This window comes from Candidatus Aramenus sp. CH1, assembly GCA_022678445.1.
GTDB lineage: Archaea > Thermoproteota > Thermoprotei_A > Sulfolobales > Sulfolobaceae > Aramenus.
This window is the reverse complement of record JALBWU010000001.1, coordinates 1-20,971: the sequence shown is the minus strand read 5'-3', so window position 1 is coordinate 20,971 and position 20,971 is coordinate 1. Positions and strand designations below refer to the sequence as shown.

Below are 20,971 nucleotides of genomic sequence, written 5' to 3'. Positions count from 1 at the left end.
AATGTTTTTGTTACGAAAAGTGGTATTACACGCTAGCCACGGGTTAGGGTCGCGGGGCTCCCACGGATAGAGATATAACTTTCTCACCGAAGAACATAACCATGCCGTGGATACCTATAAGGTCTGCCGACAAGTTGCTCTCTTCCCAGATCCTCAAGCTCCCAGAGGGCAAGGTATTGAGGGTGGAGAGCTTCAAGGGGGACAGGTGGTTCGAGGTAAAGAGGGATGGGGAGGAGTTCGAGTTCAGCGAACACGGCTACAGGAACGCGGTGTTTAAGGTCAAGAAGGAGGAAGTGAAAGAAACGGTAAAAAGGATAATTGAGGTCGAGTTCCCCAGGAGCCACCAACTCAGGGTATCCCTAAGCAGTTAGCATTGAGACGAAGCTCTTTATTGCGTTTACTAAGGACTTCACTAGCTTGTTCACTATGGCCTTGTACGCGAATATTATCAAGTACCTTATCCTTATTATGAGGAGGAGTTCCTTGGCAATCCTCTCCTGCCTCTCAATTACTGCCCTTAAGTTCCCAGATACGTAGGCCTTTATGTCGCTAATGAAGTTGAGGAATTCCCTCACGGCCACCCTTATCTCCGATATCTTGTTTGAGGAGAGTACCCTCTCGTACTCCTCGTACTTGCTCCTGAGGAGCGATGCGTTAATTATATCATCAAAATACATGTTATAACTCTTGAGAGGTATTATCATAAAAGGGTGATGAGTTTTCGGGGAGTGAAAGCCGGTGATCGGCTTTCAGCGGGCTGATCCACACCTTTTAAACTCAACCCATTGAATGATATAAGTTTCTATAAAGGTTAGTTTAATACCGTGAGAGTATGAATCATCATTATGAAAGTTGTAATCTTAGGATCAGGGTTTGCCGGTATTTCAGCTTACTTAAAGAACCCCAGAGCCGTCGTATTAGACAAGGAGGACTACTTCACCTTAACGCATAAGCTTGTGGACGTGGTAGAGAGGGGAGATCCATCCCTCGCCCTGATCCCCCTCCCTGGGAAGTTCCTGAGGGCCAGGGTAAGGGGAGTGGACTTTAAGAGGAAGAAGGTCATTACCAGCGAAGGGGAGGTGGAATTCGACAAGCTAATAATCTCTCTGGGTTTCGAGCAGGACACGAGCAAGGTAAAGGCAAGGAACGTAATGAAGCTGGAGAACGTGGAGGACGCGTTGAAGATAAGGGAAGCCCTAGGCAAGACAAAGAGCGTTGCAGTCTTGGGGGGTGGGACGCTTGGGGTGGAGCTGTCAGGGGCCTTGGCGAAGATGGGCAAGAAGGTCTTCCTCATTGAGGCACAGAGGAGGTTGCTGCCCTTCATGAGCCAGGAGTCCTCAGACTTCGCCCTCAGTAGGCTACAAGCCATGGGAGTTGAGGTAATGCTTAACGCAAAGGTGGACAGCGTGGGAGAATTCGTAGAGACGTCGTCTGGGAAGGTAAGGGCAGACCTAGTCGTCTTGACTGCAGGCATGAGGGGGCCCTCCATAATAAGGGAGTTGGGGCTGAGCAACGTCAACAACAGGATGTTAGTGGACGAGTACTTGAGGTCGGTGGACTTCGAGGACGTCTTCGGGGCAGGGGACTGCATGACTGTGAGGAACTCCTTTGTCCCCATGTCCGCACAAGTGGCGGTACAGTCGGGGGAGAGGGCGATGCTGAACGCCTTAGGGGAGGAGGAGAAGTTCTCCTACAGACAGCTGGCCGTAATACTGAGGGTCGGGGACGAGTACTTCGGCGACTTCATGGGCAGGTTCGTAAAGGGCAACCTCGCTAGGCTCGTGAAGGACTTTGGGGTGTACAGGGCAGTGAAGATGGTGGAGAGGGCAAGCTTAATTTAACTTAAACGCAACTCTTTTGTCATGGAATTGCTAGTATCAGCTGGTACTTTCTTTTTCCTCAAGAAGGGGATAAAGTACAGCGACACTGCGTACGCCCTCCAAGCAGGGGGGTGTAAGGCGAGGTGTGCCTTTTGCACGCAGTCCTCCGTCAGCAGGGCAGACAAGGCCTACCTTTCCAGGGTGAAGTGGTACCCCGTGAAACTGGAGGACGTGAAGGATAAGCTCTCCTCGTTTAAGCGCTTCTGCCTCCAGACGGTCTTGAAGGACGGCTTTGAGGAGGAGGCGTTGAACATCTTGAGGCAGGTTAATATCAGGAAATCCGTCACTATCGCCCCCGTGGACGAGAGGTATCTATGGGAGATGAAGGAGGTAGGCGTGGACTACTTGGGGGTGGGGATGGACACCACGAGGGGGAACTGGGAGAAGGTGGGGAAGCCCTACTCCTTCGAGAGGTACCTCGAGTTCGTCAAGAGAGCAGTGGAGGTCTTTGGAAGGGGGAAGGTCTACGTCCACCTGGTCTTCGGCCTAGGGGAGGACAAGGGGGAGTTCGTGGAGCTAATGAAGGAGCTATTCTCCCTTGGGGCTGAGGTAGCGCTCTTTGCCTTCACCCCAGTGAAGGGGACGCCAATGGAGGATCACCCAAGGCCCTCCCTAGAGGAGTACAGGGAGGTGCAGAGGATAAGGTTTGCCCTCTCAACTGGGGCCACTCCAAACGAGAAGGCTTACTTCACTTCGGGCTGTCCCTCATGCGACAGGCCCTTCTACAACGAGGACCCAAGGGAGAAGCCCTACAACGTACCCTTAATGGAGGCGAGGAGGCTGTGATAGGGGGGTTCGTGATAAACAGGAAGTTCACAGTCCTCAGCTTGACGGGAGGTTCGTGTTCCTTGAACTGCTTCTACTGCTCTGCAAAGTACATAAGCTCAATGCTCCCAGCCCCCACCCCTGAGGAGCTCTACAAGGAGATCTCGAGGATGTACGAGAGGGGGGTCAAGGGCTTCCTGGTGAGCGGGGGGTTCAACGAGAGGGGGGAGTTACCCATCAAGAAGTACCTTCCCGTCATGAGGAAGGCCAAGAGGGAGATGGAGGTGATATTTAACGTCCACCCTGGGCTACTGGACAGGGAGACCATAGAGGAGATGAGTGACGCGGTTGACATAGTGGATTATGAGTTCGCCTACTCCACGGGAGCCTACAAGTCGAAGGGGGTGAAGAGGCCTAGGGAGGACTACCTCAGGGTGTTAGAGGACTTGATAGACTACGGCCCCAAGTACGTTGTTCCACACCTCATGCTGGGGTTGCCCAGCGACTCCGACGAGGAGGTGGAGGACGTGATAAGGCTCCTCGCCTCTTATAAGCCCTACTTGGTCAACTTCCTGGTGCTCATCCCTACGCCCAGCACCCCCTCTAGGCTCTTGAAACCGATGGACGTCGCGAGGGCAGTTAGGCTCATAGAGCTTGGCCACGCGTTAACTGGTGGTAGGACTAGCCTGGGTTGCATGAGGCCCTATCAGCTCAAGGAGGAGCTGGACAGGGAGGTCGTGAAGAGGGGAATAGTGCAGAGGATAGCTAACCCTCACCACAAGGTAGTCAAGGAGTTCAACCTCTCCCTCTACGACGGTTGCTGTAGCCTACCGGAGGAGTACCTAGGTGAGTTCAAGTATGAGGCTGATAATTGAGGGAGGCAACCCTGGAGAGAGGCAGATGGCGTTAGACGAGGCAATGTTAATCCTCGCTAGCAACAACTTGGTGGAGGAGACTGTGAGGCTCTGGAACTTCTCGCCAACTACGCTGACCATAGGCAGGTTTTTGGCAGTGAGGGACTGGGTAAACGAGGAGGAGAGGAAGAAGCTGGGGATACCGCTAATAAGGAGGTTCACGGGAGGGGGGCCTGCGCTCCACGACGAGAGGGGGGAGGTGACGTGGAGCGTGTTGATGAAGGGCGTTGACGTCATGGAGGCCTACAGGCAGATTGGCTCAGCCTTAGTCAAGGCAATAGGGCTCCTAGGCCTCAAGGCCGAGTTCTCCCCGATCAACGACGTGACAGTGATGGGCAAAAAGGTGGTGGGAATGGCTGGGGCAAAGAAGAGGGACGCCGTTCTAGTCCACGGAACCTTCATGTTCTCTACCTACCTAGGTTACATGAAGGTGATAAAGTCCCCAGAGGCAAAGGTCAAGGAAAGGGGATCTCCAGAGGGAAGGGTGAGCAATTTGTCCGCCCTCCTGGGCAGTGAGATTAGCAGGAGGGAAGCTGTGGAGGCGTTAATAGAGGGGTTTTCGAGCGAGTTCAAGCTGAGGGACGGGGAGCTAACAGAGCTAGAGGTAGAGCTGAGCTCACAGCTAAAGTTTAAGTACACGAACGAGAGGTGGACTTACTTAAGATGATCTGCGAGAAGACCTTCCGGTCTAGACAAGGGAAGACAGTAGTGCTGAGGGTGTACTTAGAGGGTAGCAGGATAGAGAGGGTCGAGGTGACGGGCGACTTTTTCGCTGACGAGAACGACGTGGAGTACCTGGAGAGGAGCCTAAAGGAGCTAAAGCCAGCCAAGGTAGAGGTCATAGGTGTGGACGTTGACGAGCTCCTAGAAAAGGTAAAGGAGTGTACCTCATAGCTCGCCCTTAAGGCACATCTCTATCTTCTTCCCGTCGTCGTCGGGGATGGGCCTCTTGAGGTTAGCCGGGGCGTTCCTCAAGTACTTGGGCAGTTGTGCAGGGTCCTCAACGAACCTCAGCTTGTCTAAGATCCCCTTGAGGTCGCAGACCCCGGTGACCTCAGGGAACACCTTGACCCTATGTACGAATATCCCCTTGTTCCTCACAGTTTCCTCTGGGAAGACGGGGGTCTCGTCCACGTACCAGTCGCTCTCCACCCTCACCACGCCTACTACCTTCCCTCCATACACCTTCGCGTAGTACTTGCTGACGTAAATGATGAGCTTGTCCCCCTTCTTTATGTAATCGCTCAAGTCGGTCTTGTACCCCCACACGCCCTTGGTCAGTATGATGTCCCACATGTCCTCCTGGATGGGGATGAGCCAGTAGGTCATACAAACTCTTAAGTTGAAAAGGTTATAAAACTTCTCTGTATCAATTTATTGTTCTGATATGGATAATTCAGGGAAATGACGTGAGGCCAACAGTGAAGACATGCAATGGATATGTGTAGGCAAAGTCCGTGGTGGAAGGGCTTTTAACCCGTTAAATTTTGTCACTAAGGGTTGAAGACGACCTCAAGCGTCTGCTACACGTGGGGTCGTTGACTATCCTGAGAAAAACTTACGGCGTGGTCTCAGCTATATAAGCCTCATTTTAAGTTCTATCTTATGAAGCTTAGAACACACTATGTGTTCACGCTTGGCCTTCTAATCCTGACCGACTCCTTCCTCTTAAGGAACTTTACACTGTCCCTCTCGCTTTCCTTAATAGTGTCACTCCTGGCCAACTCGTTGATCGATGGCTTGGGCCACAGAGAACTTCACACGCTAAAGGGAGACATAATAACGAGGACCCCACTGACTCACACTTTTCCGAGGAGCGTCGTCTGGGGGGTAATCTCCTCTCTCCCAGTAGTGGCGTCAATTTACTACTTCAATACCCTGCAGTACGAGCCTAGCGCGTTCAAGTTGATAGCCCTTAGCTTGGTGGACGGTGCGATAGCTGGGCCCTCCCACCTAGTCCTAGACGTGTTCACAGAGAAAGGGGTCTTCGTCAAGAGGGGAGGGAAATGGAGAAGGTTTGCCTTGGCTCACTTTTCATACAGCAACCCTTTCGCTAATGGTGTAGCAATAGCAGTGGGGTTAGTTATGATTTACTTAGGATTTGCCTTGGGACGCCTCTGAGTGCGTCAGGGTATGATGAATTATTTTTGAGTCCGTACAATGCTAATAGTTTGCGCGAGGTAGGTTATAGGCTCTTACACTGAAGTAAGACTCGGGAAAAAAGAAAGGGGAGAAAATTTTTACCTTGGACTTTTACTTCTTTAGCTTCTCCAATAACTCTTTTGGAGCGTCCTTCTCGCTTACTGCTCCCCTTCCGGTCTTGCCGTTGTCGTCATAGGTGAAGGATATCATCTTCCCTACTCTCCAGACCTTCTTTATCTTGGAGATCTCTACTTCCTTCTGTTCTCCCTTGTACTTGAACTTTACTTTGGCTGCCATTAATTCTAAACATTTCGTAAGGATTAATTAAAATTACTATCGAGTTCTAAGTATTACTTTGTGTAATAAAATAATTATTAATACCGATCTTCGTTTACTTGCTTAAGTAAATATACACGTGAATATTACGCTGATGATATTACTTAGTCACGTAAATCTTAAATACTCCCCGAATTATGTTTGGTTGTGTCAAAGAGGACAATCTTCGTAAGAGAAAGTTCCGGTTTAATAAAGCAAGTCAACCTCCTAGACGCTGTAATGTTGAACATAGGCAATATGTCAGCTGGGGTAGCTCTCTTCGAGTCCATATCGCCCTACGTCAACTCCCAGAACAACCCCACTATAGGTGGACCAGGGGGAGTCCTGTGGCTCGCCTCGCTAATAGGCCTAGTGTTAGCGATCCCCCAGCTTATATTGTACACTATGCTGAACAGGAGGATAGCGAGGACCGGTGGAGACTACGTGTGGATATCGAGGTCGTTGAGCGGGGGGATAGGGGCCACAATGGCCCTCGCCCTCATGGTCGAGAGCCTAGCCTACTTCGCGCTAGTGGCATTCTTCTCTGTGTCCTCTGTTAACGCTGTGCTCTGCACGATAGGAGGGGTTGACCACTCCTCTGCCCTCCTGAGCTTGGCGAGCAACGTCTTCGTAAACCCCTACGGCAATCCGACCTTGTTCCAGAAGGCCATATTCTACCTAATAGGTGCGGCGTTCTTCGGACTCATCATAGCCTTGAATGTCTTTAGGGCAAAGTGGGGCTACAACGTGGTCACCGCGCTGGGCATATTCTCCTTAGTGACCCTTGCAGTAGCAATGGTTATCATAGCTGTCTTCTCCCCCTTCCAGCAGAAGATTGAGCCTTTCCTCTCAGCGGAGGGGATATCAGTACCCCAAGTGCCCTACGCTTTCATGCCAAAGGTTAACTGGGCCTACACCTTGCTGTTGTTACCCATCTTTGCCCTCTACACTTACCCGTGGATGCAGGCGGGACCTGCAGTCTCAGCCGAGTTCAAGAATGCCCAGAGGGTGGCAAAGCTAAACCTGGTAATAGCTCTGGCCATCACTGGGTTCTTCGTAACTGCAGGCTTCCTAGAGATGGACATAGTTGCTGGATACTACTTCAACTACTACGCGTACGGCACCTTCGTCTACAACTTCTGGGACGTCGCCATAGCTCTAGCCTCAAACCCAGCACTGCAGTGGTTCATAGGCCTTGGGGCAATAGTGTGGAACTTCTACGTCCTCTCCTACGGCGTCATAGTCTTCTCAAGGTACATATTCGCCCTCTCCTTCGATAGGGTCTTGCCGGAGAAGTTCTCCGAGGTCAACAAGTACGGTTCCCCTGTTTACGCTCACCTCTTGGACTTAATAGTTACCTTGGGCCTGCTTGCCATCCCAGTGTTCTCTACCTCTGCTGCTGTTTCCCTATACGGTGCCACAATACTGGGCGCCCTCTACTTCGCCGTTGTTAGCGTCGCTGGGCTAGTGTACGGAGTCAAGAACAACCTCAGGGTGTTGCAGGTAGCTGGTGGAATATCCGCTGTGTACTTCGCCTTTCTGACCTACGAGGCAGCGGTGAACCCGGTGTTCGGCTTCTTCAGCGAAGTGGACGGGGTCCCCGTGACGATAATATTCGTAGTAGGGGTGCTGGTCCTAGGAGCTCTGGTTTACTTGTACTCAAAGCACCAGAACGCGAAGAGGGGCATAGACATATCCCTAGCGTTTAAGGAGATCCCACCAGAGTGATTTTTATTCCTCAAGCCTCCTTCCTTTTTTATGGAAATCCTCAGAGACCAACTTAACTGGAAGAACCTCTCCCTGCCGTTAGTCTTCCTAGTAGCTTCTTTGAACCCCTTCACGGAAGAGGCGGAGTTCCACGAGCAGTGGCTCTTCATGACCACCCATTACCTCCTCTACATAGCGGGGTTCTTGATAGGGATTAAGGCTATCAGGGGTTCTGCGGTATTTCTCCTTCCTGGGATCGCGTTGCCGGTATTCTGGCACGTCCCCCTTTTCTTCGCCCTCGCTGGGGCCTACCTACCTTGGAGGGTGGCAAACGACTTGACTCTCTTCCTAGCTGGAGTCTCAGCAGGAATGACGATATACAAGCTAAGCAACGTGATAAAGATCCTGCTATTTGTTCTCTGGATGAGCGCGGACAGCGTTCTCTCGGTAGTGCTCATCGTCGGGATTCCAGCCTACTCAGAAGAGGCCTACCGCTTTTCTCCCTTCCCGGTTTCCCAAGAGCCTGTCACGGGCCTAGTGATGTTCGGCATAATGACCGCAGTATTCGTGTACGTGGTCGTTAACTTGGTGAAGTCAATATTTCACATATAAATTTTATAACGTCAGACAGAATAGAGATCACATGTCGTTATTTAAAAATAAGGAGAAGATACATCACGTAAACCACTTGCCAGAGGCGATGAGGAAGGCCATAAAGACCCTCATCGACTCCTCAATACCTGACGTAGCAAAGGCCTACGGTTTTAATTACTTGACCCCTAAGATAGGCGAACCATTCTTTGTCCCCTTCTCTGAACTTGACGGTAAGTTCAAGGACACCAGACAGGCGTACGAGACTATTCTGACGGAGCTGAGGCTGAGGAGGGAGGAGGCCATGAAGAAGTTCAGGGAGTGGTATCCCAACGCCAAGGAGATAGAACACTTCCGCTTCACTTTCTACTCATATGTGAACCCAGAGGAGGGGATGGACTTCGGAATAGGGGCCAACCCCCTAGCGTCCCTTCCAGAAGGCGAGTTCAAGGTCGGAGAAGTGGCTGACTGGGTCAAGGACAGGGACGTCGTCCTCTTGACCCCAGCCCTGGCAGGTTACTTGGCTAACGGCAACTCTGTGCTGAACAAGGCAAAGAGCGTCAAGTTCGTCGACCCCGTAGTGGAGAGGAAGGAGGAGATAGTGGAGGCGTATATGTGGGCAAGCCAAACGTTCCACGCCAAGTACGATAAGGAGAACGACTACGACCCACTCTTGGGAAAGTATTACATGGAGAGGCTGTTCGAGATAATCGACCAGGAAGTGGGAAAGTACCGAACAGACAAGGTGGACGGGGAAGTTGGAGTAGTGCAAGTTTTCATGACGCCTAAGTCTATAAACGTTGGCGGGAAGATACTGGACGTGTGGAACTCGAACTCCGAGTACGCGGAAGCCATTAAGGATGGAAGGTTCTACGACTTGTCGGTTATTCCCATAGTGCTAAACTTAGAGAAGGTGAGGGAACTAGTGGAGGAAGCTAAAAAAGTTGTAAACGTCCTAGTGGTCCTCTCCGACAAGAAAATGCACCCCATAGCTAACGACAACTTCTTAGGCATCCAAGGGAAGGTAGCTGTAGACAAGGAGTTCGTTAAGGTCATTGAGCTTCGCTGATAACTTGGAGGATATAATTTTCTGCTTGTGCTATTTGCGGCGGCACGTTACCGCTCTCGATCTGCTGGTAGAGCGAAGTGGAGGAGGAGTTTGCCTGCAAAAGCTCTTGAGGAGTTAGCATGTAGGGGTAACCAACCATCAGCCAAGTGCCATTTGGCCCGGTTATTATCAGCGTGGTAGGTATATGTCCATCAAGTAAGGCTATAGGCTGGGAGAAGCCGAAGTTTGGATTCTCAATCTCCCACTGGTAGACCAAGGCGCCGATCCACGAGGGCAGGCTGGAGTTTATCTCCTGGAGGCCCACTTGGACTAACTGGGACTTGGGGATTGGCTGGCCAGAGGGGGTGGCGTTCAAGTACTGGTTGTATATGTAGAGGTAGGTGAACTGGACAGTAGAGTTGGGCACAAACTTGTTAAAGATCAGCCCAGGCACCGGGACGCCTATGTCCCCCTCCGTGAGGGAGTAGTGGGTAGAAACATCTAAGTGCCCGTAGTGGCTCAACGCCAAGTAGAGAGGCCAGGAAAGTGTGGCCCCAAACGGGCAACCGTACCAGCTTATAAAGTACACGTGTGTGCTGTTGGAGTACCCTTGATTGGAGACCTTTATAAGCGTGCCAAAGGAGTCTTGTGCTGCAGCAGAGCTGCCACTCGAGTGGTGGAGGTAGGGCAAGGAGAAAAACAATGCAATGAAAACGGCCAACAGGACGAAGGGGACGTAGATCAGCTTGCTTTCCTTCTTCTCCTTCCTTTTCTTGGCAGCCATTGCATACTTTTCCGTTCCTGTATTTTTAAGTCTTATCACAATTATGACTATTTTATAACAAAAGTCTACAAGTAGCAGACCTTTACTCCCTGGAGCACCTCCAGGGTCTGGCACTCCATCCTCTTTATCCCCAGCAACTTCTGTAGCTCCTTTAAGACCCCCTTGTCCACGTAAGTCACCTTATATGCAGTGATCAAGTCCCAGTAGTCGGAGTGCCTCCTTAAGGTAATGAGTGTGGGCTTGAGGGAGAGTAGGTCGACCATTGAGTCCTCCCTCTTCTTAGTGGACACTAGGCGGTACTCCTTTACCACAACATCTCCCGAGACTCCGTTTACCTCGTAGCCATCTACGTACACCGTTATGACCAAGTTGAGCTTTAGCGAGAGCGAGAACTCCTGTCCATCTAGAGCCACCTTGTACTTTTCAAGGTAGTTGCTCCACCTCTCCAGCTTCCTTCCCCTGGTCTTGGACCTCACTATCCCCTGTAAGCTCATTGTTGAAACTACTTCTGACGACGTGAAACTGAGGAAGTCCGAATCCCTGAATATGCAAACTCCCTTACACTTTGCCTCTGTTATCTCGTTGTTGCAGACGTAAGAGAATTCGGGGAGAGGGGGCACAAGTACCTCCTCGGGCTTCTCTACTCTAAGCTCCACAGTGTTGTTAGCGTTGTCCCGATTAATTTTATTAATCTCTCTTCATAGGAAATAAACAGATAAACGGGGAACCGTTGACAAATACTTCTTAAGAAAGTAAGTACTTATCTTGAAAAAATTAATTTATAGTTGAAAGGTTAAATCATGAATAGAAATGTTTAGTAAAAAGTGTATTATCTTATTAAAAAAGGATTATAAGAATTTTAACACTAACTGTGATTGCCATGAATGTGTATTACCTAGCTGTAGGAATAACCTTCCTAATAGATATAATCTTGTACTCCGTGTTCTCGGTGTTCAATAAGGTACAGCCAGAGCTTTTCGGACTATCGTTCTTCTACTGGTACCAGATACTGATGCTGGTAATATCGACGGTGCTAATGGTAGGAGCGTCAGTTGCAAAGAACGGGGAGGTGAAGGGGAGTGGCAGTAGGTAACATAGACTATATGTCGTTGGTTGTCTTCATAATCCTCTTCGCCGTCTTCGCTTTTCTGGGCTTCTACGGAGCTAGGTTCAGAAAGGGGGATCTAAGGCAAATAGAGGAGTGGAGCCTAGGCGGGAGGAGACTAGGTACTATCCTAGTGTGGTTCTTATTGGGAGCCGACCTGTTCACGGCGTACACGTTCATTGCCGTACCAGCAGGAGTCTTCGGTTCGGGCTCGCTATACTTCTTCGCTGTGCCCTATGTAGCGTGGGGGTTCTTCGTTGCCCTGCTCACAATGCCGAGGCTCTGGACGGTCTCGAGGAACAGGCACTACGTCACAGCTGCAGACTTCGTGAAGGACAGGTTCAACAGCAAGAGCTTAGCCATGGCGGTAGCTCTCACTGGGATCGTGGCTGAACTACCTTACATCGCCCTTCAGATCGTCGGAATGGAGGCAGTACTAGAGATACTGCTGTTGGGACTGGGATTGAGTAGCAAAGTAGTTACGGAGCTGTCCCTTGTACTGGCTTTCATCGTTCTCGCGGCCTTCACCTTTACTAGCGGTCTCAGGGGAGCCGCGATGACAGGGATTTTCAAGGACGTCTTAGTGTGGTTGACCGTGATCACCGTTATCATCGCAGTACCCCTCCAGATAGGAGGATTCTCCCACGCGTTTACCGTTGCCCAGAACACCAAGAAGATATTTGAGACCCTACCTCCATCCCTATACACTGCCTACTTCTCCCTTGCTTTAGGTAGCGCATTCGCCCTCTACCTCTACCCCCACGCAATAAACGGTAGCCTCAGCTCCAACGACAAGCAGAAGCTGAAGTACAGCACGTCCCTCCTTCCCGTATACGGCATTGGACTGGCGTTGATAGCGCTCTTCGGCATTCTGGTCTACGGCGTCCCAGGGGCTCTGTCATTGATAAAACACACGGGTAACGCTGCCCTCGCTGTTCCAGCGCTAATATCCTACACGATGCCAGACTGGTTCATAGGTATTGCCATGTCAGCCATATTCATTGGAGGGCTAGTGCCAGCCGCAATAATGGCCATAGCTAGTGCGAACCTCTTCGCAAGGAACGTGGTAAAGGAGATAAACCCAAACATGTCACCACAGACAGAGACAAAGCTGGCCAAGTGGATGTCAGCTGTGTTCAAGTTCTTGGCGTTGGGCTTCGTGTTTGTGGTCCCCGCGTCTTACGCTATACAGCTTCAGTTGCTCGGCGGAATAATAATCTCCCAGACTCTCCCCGCAGTGTTCCTGGCGTTGTTTACCGAAAAGCTGGAGCCTAAGTCCACCTTAGCTGGGTGGGCAGGAGGAATAATAACTGGTGTTGGGATAGCCTACTACAGGAACTTCGTCCAACTGCACCAGACCGCATTCACTACGTCGCTGTACCCGCTATTCGGACAATTCCTATACATGGCGTTGATAGCCCTTGGCGTTAACTTGGCGATAACGTTGATAGGCTCTGCCATTGCCTATGCTTTAGGCTGGAGGCCTAAGAGCGTCATAAGCAAGCAGGAACTAGAGGTAGTAATACAAAAGGTCTCTTAACTTTCTCCTCTTTTTCCCCTTCCTCAAAGTTAAAAACTCCTTTTTTACATCCAGAAGAGATCTAAAAACGCTAAGTCCTGTAACAGTATTGCGTCCACTAGCGACAGCGCGACGAGCAAGTACAAGTCGTCGGAGTACTCCTGTAACGTATCGTAGTCTCCGTTCTGGATTGCTTGGACGAGCATGTTGGCCTTTTCCTCTAAGTCTTGTTTAGCCTTCTTGGCCTCCTCAAGTCCAGTCGGGGTAAGCGCATATACCTTCTTCTTGAAGATGATCCCTTTCTCCTTCTCCGTCACTAGCCCTTCCCTTTCTAGGCCCTTCAAGTTAACCTCTACCTCGTCGACATCCTGCCTAAGGACTTGTGCTATTTCCTCCTTTGACATCTCTCCCCTGCCGTATAGTAACGCAAGTATGGAGTCCCTTATCATAATAGAAAGCTCGGAAAACCACATAAAAAGCTTTGATTACGTTAGTTGAGGGGTGACGAGGGTCCTAATCCTCCTAACGAGCTGTTCCTCCTTCCTCGTGTAGAGCGTCACCGCTAGCCCCTTTCTTCCCATTCTCCCTGCCCTTCCTACCCTGTGTATGTAGGTCTCGACGTCCCTTGGGGTATCGAAGTTTACCACCTCGTCCACGTCAATCACGTCAATCCCCCTAGCGACTACGTCAGTAGCTACAAGTACCTCTGCCTCGTTCCTCCTGAACTTCGTCAAGTTCCTGTTTCTCGCAGACTGCGGTAGGTCGCCGTGGATGTAGGAAACCTTGAACTCGTCAGCGAGCTCCTCTGCCACTTCCTCTACTTTTGCCTTCGTGTTAACGAACACGATGGCTTTTCCCTCTATTAGCTCTTTGGTCTTCTCCACCTTATCCATCCAACCCCTTACAAGGAGGAACTTGTGCTCTATCTCCACCGGCTTGTACTCGTCTACCTTCAACAGCTTGGCATTAGGGGCGAACTGGTAGGCCAGTTCCTCCACTTCCCTCGGCACAGTTGCCGAGAAGAAGCCGAACAGCCTCGCGTGAGTGTGGGAAAGTATCATCCTCACGTCGTCCTGGAAGCCCATGTCGAACATCCTGTCGACCTCGTCAACTACAGCAACGGGGAAGTTCAGGTCTAGGACTCCCTTGCCCCAGAGGTCGAGGATTCTCCCTGGAGTGCCGACCACTATGTCGCTGTTGGCTTCCCTCTCCTGCCTTTCGTAACCTACACCACCTATGATGAGGCCAAAGGTCTTACCCTTGTACTTTCCGAGCCTCTTGCCTTCCGCGAGAACTTGAGAGGCGAGCTCCCTGGTAGGGGTAAGGACTAACGCCCTCTCCCCCCTCTCCAAGATAGGAATCATGAACGAGGCGGTCTTCCCGGAGCCCGTTTTGGCTTGGACTACCACGCTCTCCCCTGAAAGGAAAGGAGGTATGGCAACTTCCTGTACCTTTGTAGGCCTCTCGTAACCTACTTCCCTCAAAGCTCTCTTCAATTCTTCGCTTAAATTTTCAAACATGCCACGGAACTCTCTTCGCTGGATATTAAGCTTTCCTGGAGAACCTCCGGAAGAAGTCCAGGTCTCCAGGGGAGGACAAGAGGACGGCGTCAACGTAGCTCTCCAGCGAGGAGAGGACGGAGGGGACGTCCTCCTCCTTAAAGGTAGGCTGGGTCAAGGAAGAGAGGAAGTCCTTGTTCTTCTCCGTCATCACTATTAGGTAGGGTATGACGTTCCTCTTTAGCCCCTTCAACGCGTCGACCCCTGAGAAGTAGAGGCCCAAGAAGAAGTCGGCATTGGACTCCAGCCTAGCCATCACTTCCTCTCTGCTCTTCCTCAAGCTGAGCATCATCCCAGCCCTAACGCCCAAGGACTTGGATATGTTGACTCCCTCTTCTGATGACAAGTAGCCAATCTCCCTTCCCACCTTTGGCTTGTCGCCCTTCGTGTAGGCTATCTCGAAGTTGAAAGCCTTTGCGGAGTAGCTCAAGGAGTACACAAAGAGCTCGTTTACGTCGTAGAGCCTCTGGTTGACGATGAGTCTCTTCCCCTCTCCTAGCCTCTCCCTTATCAGCACGGCCACCGTTGAAGGCAACACTGAGGGTAGGCCTAGGGGAGAGTCCGGTATGTCGTAGCCGTCAAAGGAGGACATCACGTCCAGTTCCCTGAGCAGTTTCTCCCTGTTAGCCTTAGGGTGAAGCTCCGCTAAAATTTGCATAAAAAAGTCTTTATTGTTCGCTATATATATCTTTACTGTGAAATGTACAAAGTGCGATAACACTGCAGTAATAAAGATACCGTACGCAGGGCTCTACTTATGCAGGGAACACTTTATCGAGTGGTTAGAGAGGAGGTTTAAAAAGGTCGTGAAGGACTACAAGATGTTCGAGGGGAGCAAGAAGGTAGCAGTAGCAGTGTCCGGCGGTAAGGACAGCACAACCCTCCTCCACTTGCTCCACGCTCTCTCCCAAGAGGAGGGCTTCGAGCTCGTAGGCATTACCATAGACCTAGGCATAGACATGGGGAAGAAGTATTCGCAGTCGAGCACGGAGTTCGCCGTGAAGAATTACGAGGCCTTGGGCGTGAAGTACAAGGTGGTGAGGCTCAAGGAAGAGTACGGCTTTACCATAGATGAAGCCAAGGTAAAGATAAGGAGGCCAGTGTGCAGCACTTGTGGGTTGACTAAAAGGTACGTACTAGAGGTCGTGGCAGAGGAGGAGGGAGCTGACACTCTAGCAACTGGCCACAACTTGAACGACGTAGCTCAGTACGTGATAACGGGGTACTTCAACGGTGACGTCCTCAGCTTGGCTAGGCTAAGGCCCGTGTCCCCAGCTGAGAACGGTTACGTAAAGAAGGTAAAGCCCCTGTTCCTCACCCCTGAAAAGGAGGTAATGACGTACGCCCTGCTTAAGGGGATTCCGTTCCTCTACGACTCCTGTCCCCACACGTTCAGGGTGGGAGGAGCTAGCTCAGACGCGATCAGGAGGACCCTGGAGGAGCTGGAGGACAAGGTTCCAGGCTTCATGGCAAGCCTAGTGAGAAACTTCGAGGAGAAGATAAGGCCCCGCATAGAGGACGTCCCGAAGGAGACCTTGGGGAGGTGCAAGATCTGCGGGAGGCCTACAAATAAGGACAGGGAGATATGCTCGTTCTGTTCGTTGAGGATAAAGCTTAATACCCTTCCTAGTCCAGGGATTTAAGTAGTGGAGAAGGTCAAAAAGGTAAGGTTTATCCTCGAGTATCCTGACGATTCCCCTGGAGGGTATGTGGAGTACGACGGAGTGTTCTCAAAGGTTTATAACGAGAAGGGGGAGTTCCTGTTCCAAGTGACTGGGGTATTCCCACCAAAGGTGGCCACAAAGGACTACAGCTGGATAGAGAAGGTCTTGGAGAGGGGGCTCCAGGACGGGAGGAAGAGGTTCATCCTCTACGTAGCGTCGCGGTACTTGGTAAACGTAAAGAAGTACGACGAGGACACTGTCATTGAAAAGATGAAGGAGTTCTACTACAAAAACGGGACTGGGAAGGTGTACGACGCGTGGTTGAGGTCAGTGGTAAGAGGAGTGAAGGAGAAGAGGCTCTACCCGCCTTCCCTGAGGGCTCTCCAGGAGAGGGACAAAGAGCTTTTCGAGGAAATAAACAAAGTATTAAAAAATGGTTAAAACTTGTTTTGGAAAAATCTTAAAAGGACCAAAAGATATATCTGGTTTTATGTCCGAGATAAACCAAGAGAAGAAGGAGACTGTACAGGAGAAGGAAATTCAAGAGGACAGCAAGCCGTATAGGGCTTCCACGTGGGTACTCTTGGTAGGGTCGCTAGGTATCTTCTTCGTGATGACAGTCATCTTGGCGGAGTACTTGGATAACTTCGCTCCTTGGAGGCCAGTTGTTCCTGTAATATTGGGGTTTGCCGTGTTCTTCCTAGTGGTGGGGATTTTCCTTAGGACGAAGTTTGGAAGGCTAGCCCTCTAAGGGGACGCGTCAATAGAATGCTGTGGTCAACTTTGTATCAGTGCAACTTGTTGAAAGTCCATGAGCTTTAGAGCGTGCGAACTGGGGGCAGTTAGAGTAGGTCAATTTTCTTAAGGTAATTTTTGCAGTGCCCTCCTCCGTGACCGTCCAGCCAGTACTTGGAGGGACGTTCAGAACATATCGACGAAATTGATAGAACAGAGGGAAGGCCTTATAACGTTCCTAAAAATGTTCACTTGCGAAAAACTCCTCAGAAAACTATTCTGACGTCTACGGCAAATGCCCCTCTCTCGTTTACTATCAAGGGATTTATGTCCATCTCTTTCACGTTTAAGTCTACTATTAGCCTTGACACAGACACTATAGTCCTTATTAGGGACCCCTCGTCGTAGTTCCTCTTTCTGGCAGTTAACATGTCGTGAACCTTGCTCTCCTTCAGTATCTCGAGGGCCTCGTCTTCGTAGACGGGGGCTATGGCATGTCCTACGTTTTTGAGCACCTCAACGTAGATCCCACCGCTTCCCACTACTACCGAGTGGCCGAATACAGGATCCTTAATTCCTCCAACGAACACTTCGAGCCCTGTCAGTTGCTCTTGGATCAAGACCCTCTTCGTGATCTTGGAGAGCTCCTTGTACACCTGCTTTGCCTGCTCTTTCTCCACGTTCATCACCACTCCCTTCATTTCCGTCTTATGTACTGGAGTGTCTGCGGAGATCTTCATTACGACGGGATAGCCTATGTTGTCTGCTATCCTCTGCGCCTCTTCCTCACTCTGGGCAATTCCCCACTTTGGCGTTCTTATTCCGTAGATCTCCATTAGCTGCAGCGCCTCGTAGTCCCTTAGGTACTGCTTGCCCTTCACTAGTTCAAGGGCGGAGTTTATTGGCTGAGCTACTCTTATCTTCTTCCTGACAATGGGCTTGGTCGTGTAGTACCTTATCGCCTTAATTGCGTTCTCCGGCATGTTGAAGGCAGGGATGGAGGCAGACTCCAGTATCCTCATTGCCGAATCTTCGTCCACCCCCATGGTCACTGCGACTATGCCTTTCCCCTTGAAGTTCAAGAGCACCTTTGCTACCTCGCTGTCGCTCACCACTGGAAGCGACTGCACTATGACGAGCTTTGTGCAGTCTAGGTCTTGGACTATCTTTAACGCCTCCATGTACCTGTCTCTCCCGGCGTCCCCTGACAGGTCAAGCGGGTTCTTCGGAAGGCTTGTGGGAGGCAGGACTTTCCTAAGCTCGTCCTTAATCCTCTCTGGAAGCTCAACCATGCTCAAATTGTTCCTCACTATTGCGTCTGAAGTGAGGACTCCGTGGCCACCGGAGTTTGTAATGACTAAGACGTCCTCGTTTATTGGCTCTGAGGATGTCACCAGCCTGCTCAAGTTCAGGAAGTCTCCAAGGTCCTCGACAAATATTCCCCCAACAGTTCTAATAGCAGCTCTAAATACCTCATACGACCCAGCGAGGCTTCCAGTGTGAGTCTTCACAGCCTCTGCTCCCTTTGACGTCGCTCCACCCTTGATGAAGATCACTGGTTTCCTCTGAGTAGCCTCAGGCAATACGTCAAGGAACTTCTCCCCATCTGATACCCCCTCCAAGTAGACGAATATCGCCCTAGTCTCCGGATCCCTGGAGAGGTACTCTATGACCTCGTACTCCTTCACGTCAGCTTGATTACCCATGCTTACAAGGAAGCTTATTCCAGTTCTAGTCCTCTGGGCCCAGTCAAGCATGTAAGCCCCTACTCCTCCGCTCTGCACTACGAGGGCTATGTTCCCCCTCGTTATGTTGGCGTAGGCAAAGGTGCCATTGTAGTCAGGGGAAATAATGCCCATAGTGTTGGGGCCGAGGAACCTTATCCCTCCCTTCTTCGCAATGGAGACGAGCTGTTCTTCTAGTTTTGCCCCCTCCTCTCCAACCTCCTTGAAACCCGCGGTGATCACAATTGCTGCCTTCACCTGTTTCTCCACTGCGTCCTCCATAACTTGGACTACGTAGTCCCTAGGCACCGAGATTATGGCGAGGTCAACGTCCCCTGGAATCTCCTTTAGGGACTTATACGCTTGGAGGTTCTCGACCTTCTCGGCCTTGTTGTTCACCGGGTAGATCTTTCCCCTGAAGGAGGCAAGAAGGTTCCTTGTAATTATGTTCCCTATCTTCTCCCTGTTCCTTGAAGCGCCAACTACAGCTATTGAGGAAGGTCTAAATAAGTAGTTTAAACTCATAGTGATAAGTAGAGAACTGTGGTTAAAATGTTTAGAGAGGTGTGCATGAGGTGTGGAAAGGAAAGGGAAGGGCTCGAGGTGAGGTGTAAGAGGTGCGGCGGGCCCTTCAAGGTGGAGGTGGAGTTCCCCTTCTCCAGTGACTTGAGAAGGAACTTCCCATACATTAAGGAGTGGGTAACGCTTGGGGAGTTCAACACTCCCACCATAAGGTGGGGAGATATAGCGTTGAAGATGGACTTCTTGAACCCCACTGGGTCGTATAAGGATAGGGGCTCCGTCACCTTGATCTCCTACTTAAAGCAGAAAGGCGTAAAGAGCATCTCTGAGGACTCCTCTGGCAACGCTGGGGCGTCAATTGCAGCTTACGGAGCTGCCGCGGGGATGGAAGTGAACATCTACGTGCCCAAGAACGCCAAGGCGGGGAAGCTGAAGCAAATAGAAAGCTACGGGGCAAAAGTGGTAAGGATCGAGGGTACTAGGGAGGACGTGGCGAGGGCTGCCGAGACCTCTAGCCACTATTACGCGTCCCACGTGCTCCAGCCTCAGTTTAGGGACGGGATTAGGTCTCTGGCCTACGAAATAGCTAGGGACTTAGGCTCCGTAAAGACCGTCTACCTGCCCACTTCAGCAGGGACTCTGCTCCTAGGGGTGTACGAGGGGTTCAAGCACATGGTAGAGAGCGGCGTTATGAGGGAAGTACCCAAGCTAGTAGCAGTCCAGACCGAGCAGGTGATGCCTCTATGCGCTAAGGTCAAGGGGCTTAACTACGTACCACCAAAGGAAGTGACATCGCTAGCCGACGCCTTGGTCTCCACAAATCCTTTCCTCTTGAGGGAGATGGAGGAGGTGGTGAGGAAGTACGGCGACTGCGTAGTTGTAACGGAGGACGAGATAGCCTCAGCGTGGAAGGAGTTGGCGAGGAGAGGGGTATTGGTGGAGTACAGCTCCGCGACGACGCTAGCTGCCTACATGAAGGACATGGGGAAGGACAGCGTGCTAGTGCTAACCGGATCTGGGCTAAAGGTACTCTAGGATCTGACCCACTCCTCGCCCTGCGAGGGTTCCGCTGAGGTCTAAGGCGTTACTCCCCTTTAAGGGAGATACTCCGTGATGTGAAGAGAAAGGAAAAAGGCTTCTTCAACGCGTTAACAATCTTCTTAACTCCTAGTTTCACAATGTTTAACGCTCCGTTAACCTCGCTGTGAAGCTTATGGCCAAGAGGACAGTTTACGACTCCCCTAGGCCTTCTCGTTACATTTGCGTTATGGTAAGCGCAGAAACGCGAGGTATTGTACTCAATCACTAGGTACGTCTTTATGCCGTACTCGTGGAGTTTGTTCGCTAATGCGCCAACTTGCGAAAAGACCAAATTTGAAGTGAGCTTGTTACCCTTATCCTAGGAATGAAGTAAGGACAGCCCAAGTAAACTGTGGAGACTCCAAGATCCCATAAGGACTTAGCCAAGTGAGATGCTAAAGTTCTGTAGTAATGAAGAAGCCTACGGTAAAGCCTCGAGAAAATTCTTTCCCTTTCCCTCAACACCTCTTCCACAGCTTCTTGTTCTTGAACCTTTTCTGTCTCACTCTTCAACTTGTCTAGTTCGGCGATCTTTTTCTCAAAGTAAAAGTAATTGCTCTTCACTACGGAACCCCTATAAAAGAGAACAGTACGTTCTCAACAACGACAGTAGCCAACGCGTTTACGCCAAGGTCAATTGACGCAATCCTGTCGCCCTTAGGCTTTTCAACTTGAATCTCTCTCCTCAAACCGTGGACGACGAGAGAGTCCTTCATCGGCTTACGCTTTTCTTTGCGGTGGTTCTGCCAACGTCGACTGGAATACAAGCGTAAAAGTTGTTGCCCATCACGCGAATCTCCAGTCTACCTTGTGCGCCAAACCACCTTAACCTTCAAAGGGCATCTTCATTTCCCAATCCTTCAGAAAGATGACGCGTTTTTCCTCGTCAACTTCGTAGCGATCTTGCCTAACTACTA

The 20,971-nt window shown here is 50.7% G+C and carries 28 protein-coding genes; 16 read left to right on the top strand and 12 right to left on the bottom strand.

Features of this window, described 5'->3' with window-relative positions; genetic code table 11:
- Window positions 1–101 precede the first annotated feature (101 nt).
- Entirely contained in the window at window positions 102–371 is a 270-nt protein-coding gene (locus MPF33_00140) for a hypothetical protein (GenBank protein ID MCI2413653.1), read from the top strand.
- On the opposite strand, the gene MPF33_00135 is transcribed toward MPF33_00140, so the two are convergent.
- The gene (locus MPF33_00135; protein ID MCI2413652.1) at window positions 360–677 is read right to left on the bottom strand and encodes a hypothetical protein; all 318 of its coding nucleotides are present in this window, start codon (window positions 675–677) and stop codon (window positions 360–362) included. The genes MPF33_00140 and MPF33_00135 overlap by 12 nt on opposite strands.
- 168 nt (window positions 678–845) lie before the next feature.
- Between MPF33_00135 and MPF33_00130 the strand changes: the two genes are divergently transcribed.
- From MPF33_00130 to MPF33_00110, 5 genes are read left to right on the top strand one after another with little or no spacing between them, the layout of a single operon-like run.
- Window positions 846–1,841 (top strand): FAD-dependent oxidoreductase, encoded by a 996-nt coding sequence (locus MPF33_00130; protein ID MCI2413651.1) that lies wholly within the window; start codon window positions 846–848, stop codon window positions 1,839–1,841.
- A gap of 21 nt (window positions 1,842–1,862) precedes the next feature.
- The gene (locus tag MPF33_00125) at window positions 1,863–2,666 is read left to right on the top strand and encodes a radical SAM protein (protein ID MCI2413650.1); all 804 of its coding nucleotides are present in this window, start codon (window positions 1,863–1,865) and stop codon (window positions 2,664–2,666) included.
- Window positions 2,663–3,520, top strand: coding sequence for a radical SAM protein (locus MPF33_00120; GenBank protein MCI2413649.1), 858 nt, complete (start codon window positions 2,663–2,665; stop codon window positions 3,518–3,520). The genes MPF33_00125 and MPF33_00120 overlap by 4 nt, the downstream gene beginning before the upstream one ends.
- Entirely contained in the window at window positions 3,504–4,226 is a 723-nt protein-coding gene (locus tag MPF33_00115; GenBank protein MCI2413648.1) for a lipoate--protein ligase family protein, read from the top strand. The genes MPF33_00120 and MPF33_00115 overlap by 17 nt, the downstream gene beginning before the upstream one ends.
- Entirely contained in the window at window positions 4,223–4,453 is a 231-nt protein-coding gene (locus tag MPF33_00110; protein ID MCI2413647.1) for a hypothetical protein, read from the top strand. Before MPF33_00115 ends, MPF33_00110 begins: the two co-directional genes overlap by 4 nt.
- Here the strand turns inward: MPF33_00110 and MPF33_00105 are convergent.
- Window positions 4,448–4,888 (bottom strand): EVE domain-containing protein, encoded by a 441-nt coding sequence (locus MPF33_00105; GenBank protein ID MCI2413646.1) that lies wholly within the window; start codon window positions 4,886–4,888, stop codon window positions 4,448–4,450. The genes MPF33_00110 and MPF33_00105 overlap by 6 nt on opposite strands.
- Before the next feature lie 276 nt (window positions 4,889–5,164).
- On the opposite strand from MPF33_00105, the gene MPF33_00100 reads away from it, so the two are divergent.
- Window positions 5,165–5,680: a DUF1286 domain-containing protein gene (locus MPF33_00100; GenBank protein MCI2413645.1), complete on the top strand. Its 516-nt coding sequence runs from the start codon at window positions 5,165–5,167 to the stop codon at window positions 5,678–5,680.
- Between the two features lie 132 nt (window positions 5,681–5,812).
- Here the strand turns inward: MPF33_00100 and MPF33_00095 are convergent, their stop codons facing one another.
- Complete coding sequence (locus tag MPF33_00095) at window positions 5,813–5,998, bottom strand: DNA-binding protein (protein ID MCI2413644.1); 186 nt, start codon at window positions 5,996–5,998, stop codon at window positions 5,813–5,815.
- A gap of 186 nt (window positions 5,999–6,184) precedes the next feature.
- On the opposite strand from MPF33_00095, the gene MPF33_00090 reads away from it, so the two are divergent.
- The 3 genes from MPF33_00090 to MPF33_00080 are packed head-to-tail and all read left to right on the top strand — an operon-like array spanning window position 6,185 to window position 9,383.
- Window positions 6,185–7,744 carry an APC family permease gene (locus MPF33_00090; protein ID MCI2413643.1) on the top strand — a complete coding sequence of 520 codons (1,560 nt, stop codon included), beginning with the start codon at window positions 6,185–6,187 and terminating at the stop codon, window positions 7,742–7,744.
- 30 nt (window positions 7,745–7,774) lie between these two features.
- Window positions 7,775–8,335 (top strand): DUF1404 domain-containing protein, encoded by a 561-nt coding sequence (locus MPF33_00085; protein MCI2413642.1) that lies wholly within the window; start codon window positions 7,775–7,777, stop codon window positions 8,333–8,335.
- Between the two features lie 31 nt (window positions 8,336–8,366).
- Window positions 8,367–9,383: a hypothetical protein gene (locus tag MPF33_00080; GenBank protein ID MCI2413641.1), complete on the top strand. Its 1,017-nt coding sequence runs from the start codon at window positions 8,367–8,369 to the stop codon at window positions 9,381–9,383.
- Here the strand turns inward: MPF33_00080 and MPF33_00075 are convergent.
- Both MPF33_00075 and MPF33_00070 read right to left on the bottom strand, forming a co-directional pair.
- A complete protein-coding gene (locus MPF33_00075) occupies window positions 9,367–10,146 on the bottom strand; it encodes a DUF929 domain-containing protein (protein ID MCI2413640.1) in 780 nt (259 codons plus the stop codon). The two genes, MPF33_00080 and MPF33_00075, sit on opposite strands and share 17 nt — an antisense overlap.
- A 65-nt stretch (window positions 10,147–10,211) precedes the next feature.
- Window positions 10,212–10,802 (bottom strand): hypothetical protein, encoded by a 591-nt coding sequence (locus MPF33_00070; protein ID MCI2413639.1) that lies wholly within the window; start codon window positions 10,800–10,802, stop codon window positions 10,212–10,214.
- 224 nt (window positions 10,803–11,026) lie between these two features.
- Between MPF33_00070 and MPF33_00065 the strand changes: the two genes are divergently transcribed.
- Together MPF33_00065 and MPF33_00060 are read left to right on the top strand one after the other, a co-directional pair.
- The gene (locus MPF33_00065) at window positions 11,027–11,239 is read left to right on the top strand and encodes a DUF3311 domain-containing protein (GenBank protein MCI2413638.1); all 213 of its coding nucleotides are present in this window, start codon (window positions 11,027–11,029) and stop codon (window positions 11,237–11,239) included.
- A 10-nt stretch (window positions 11,240–11,249) separates the two neighbouring features.
- The gene (locus tag MPF33_00060) at window positions 11,250–12,791 is read left to right on the top strand and encodes a sodium:solute symporter (protein MCI2413637.1); all 1,542 of its coding nucleotides are present in this window, start codon (window positions 11,250–11,252) and stop codon (window positions 12,789–12,791) included.
- Window positions 12,792–12,835: 44 nt separating this feature from the next.
- Here MPF33_00060 and MPF33_00055 read toward each other — a convergent pair whose 3' ends face one another.
- The 3 genes from MPF33_00055 to MPF33_00045 are packed head-to-tail and all read right to left on the bottom strand — an operon-like array spanning window position 12,836 to window position 14,987.
- Window positions 12,836–13,219 carry a MarR family transcriptional regulator gene (locus MPF33_00055; protein MCI2413636.1) on the bottom strand — a complete coding sequence of 128 codons (384 nt, stop codon included), beginning with the start codon at window positions 13,217–13,219 and terminating at the stop codon, window positions 12,836–12,838.
- A 36-nt stretch (window positions 13,220–13,255) separates the two neighbouring features.
- Window positions 13,256–14,290, bottom strand: coding sequence for a DEAD/DEAH box helicase (locus MPF33_00050; GenBank protein MCI2413635.1), 1,035 nt, complete (start codon window positions 14,288–14,290; stop codon window positions 13,256–13,258).
- Between the two features lie 25 nt (window positions 14,291–14,315).
- A complete protein-coding gene (locus MPF33_00045) occupies window positions 14,316–14,987 on the bottom strand; it encodes a hypothetical protein (protein MCI2413634.1) in 672 nt (223 codons plus the stop codon).
- Window positions 14,988–15,024: 37 nt separating this feature from the next.
- On the opposite strand from MPF33_00045, the gene MPF33_00040 reads away from it, so the two are divergent.
- The 3 genes from MPF33_00040 to MPF33_00030 are packed head-to-tail and all read left to right on the top strand — an operon-like array spanning window position 15,025 to window position 16,744.
- A complete protein-coding gene (locus MPF33_00040) occupies window positions 15,025–15,972 on the top strand; it encodes a TIGR00269 family protein (GenBank protein ID MCI2413633.1) in 948 nt (315 codons plus the stop codon).
- Between the two features lie 3 nt (window positions 15,973–15,975).
- Window positions 15,976–16,434, top strand: a complete 459-nt coding sequence (gene priX, locus MPF33_00035; GenBank protein ID MCI2413632.1) for a DNA primase noncatalytic subunit PriX — start codon at window positions 15,976–15,978, stop codon at window positions 16,432–16,434.
- 49 nt (window positions 16,435–16,483) lie between these two features.
- Window positions 16,484–16,744 carry a hypothetical protein gene (locus MPF33_00030; GenBank protein MCI2413631.1) on the top strand — a complete coding sequence of 87 codons (261 nt, stop codon included), beginning with the start codon at window positions 16,484–16,486 and terminating at the stop codon, window positions 16,742–16,744.
- A 250-nt stretch (window positions 16,745–16,994) separates the two neighbouring features.
- On the opposite strand, the gene MPF33_00025 is transcribed toward MPF33_00030, so the two are convergent.
- Window positions 16,995–18,977 carry an acetate--CoA ligase family protein gene (locus MPF33_00025; protein ID MCI2413630.1) on the bottom strand — a complete coding sequence of 661 codons (1,983 nt, stop codon included), beginning with the start codon at window positions 18,975–18,977 and terminating at the stop codon, window positions 16,995–16,997.
- Window positions 18,978–19,004: 27 nt separating this feature from the next.
- On the opposite strand from MPF33_00025, the gene MPF33_00020 reads away from it, so the two are divergent.
- Entirely contained in the window at window positions 19,005–20,009 is a 1,005-nt protein-coding gene (locus tag MPF33_00020) for a pyridoxal-phosphate dependent enzyme (protein MCI2413629.1), read from the top strand.
- A gap of 49 nt (window positions 20,010–20,058) precedes the next feature.
- On the opposite strand, the gene MPF33_00015 is transcribed toward MPF33_00020, so the two are convergent.
- The 3 genes from MPF33_00015 to MPF33_00005 are packed head-to-tail and all read right to left on the bottom strand — an operon-like array spanning window position 20,059 to window position 20,770.
- Entirely contained in the window at window positions 20,059–20,346 is a 288-nt protein-coding gene (locus MPF33_00015) for a transposase (protein MCI2413628.1), read from the bottom strand.
- Window positions 20,319–20,618 (bottom strand): transposase, encoded by a 300-nt coding sequence (locus MPF33_00010; protein MCI2413627.1) that lies wholly within the window; start codon window positions 20,616–20,618, stop codon window positions 20,319–20,321. The genes MPF33_00015 and MPF33_00010 overlap by 28 nt, the downstream gene beginning before the upstream one ends.
- Window positions 20,618–20,770 (bottom strand): transposase, encoded by a 153-nt coding sequence (locus MPF33_00005; protein ID MCI2413626.1) that lies wholly within the window; start codon window positions 20,768–20,770, stop codon window positions 20,618–20,620. The genes MPF33_00010 and MPF33_00005 overlap by 1 nt, the downstream gene beginning before the upstream one ends.
- Window positions 20,771–20,971: the final 201 nt, after the last annotated feature.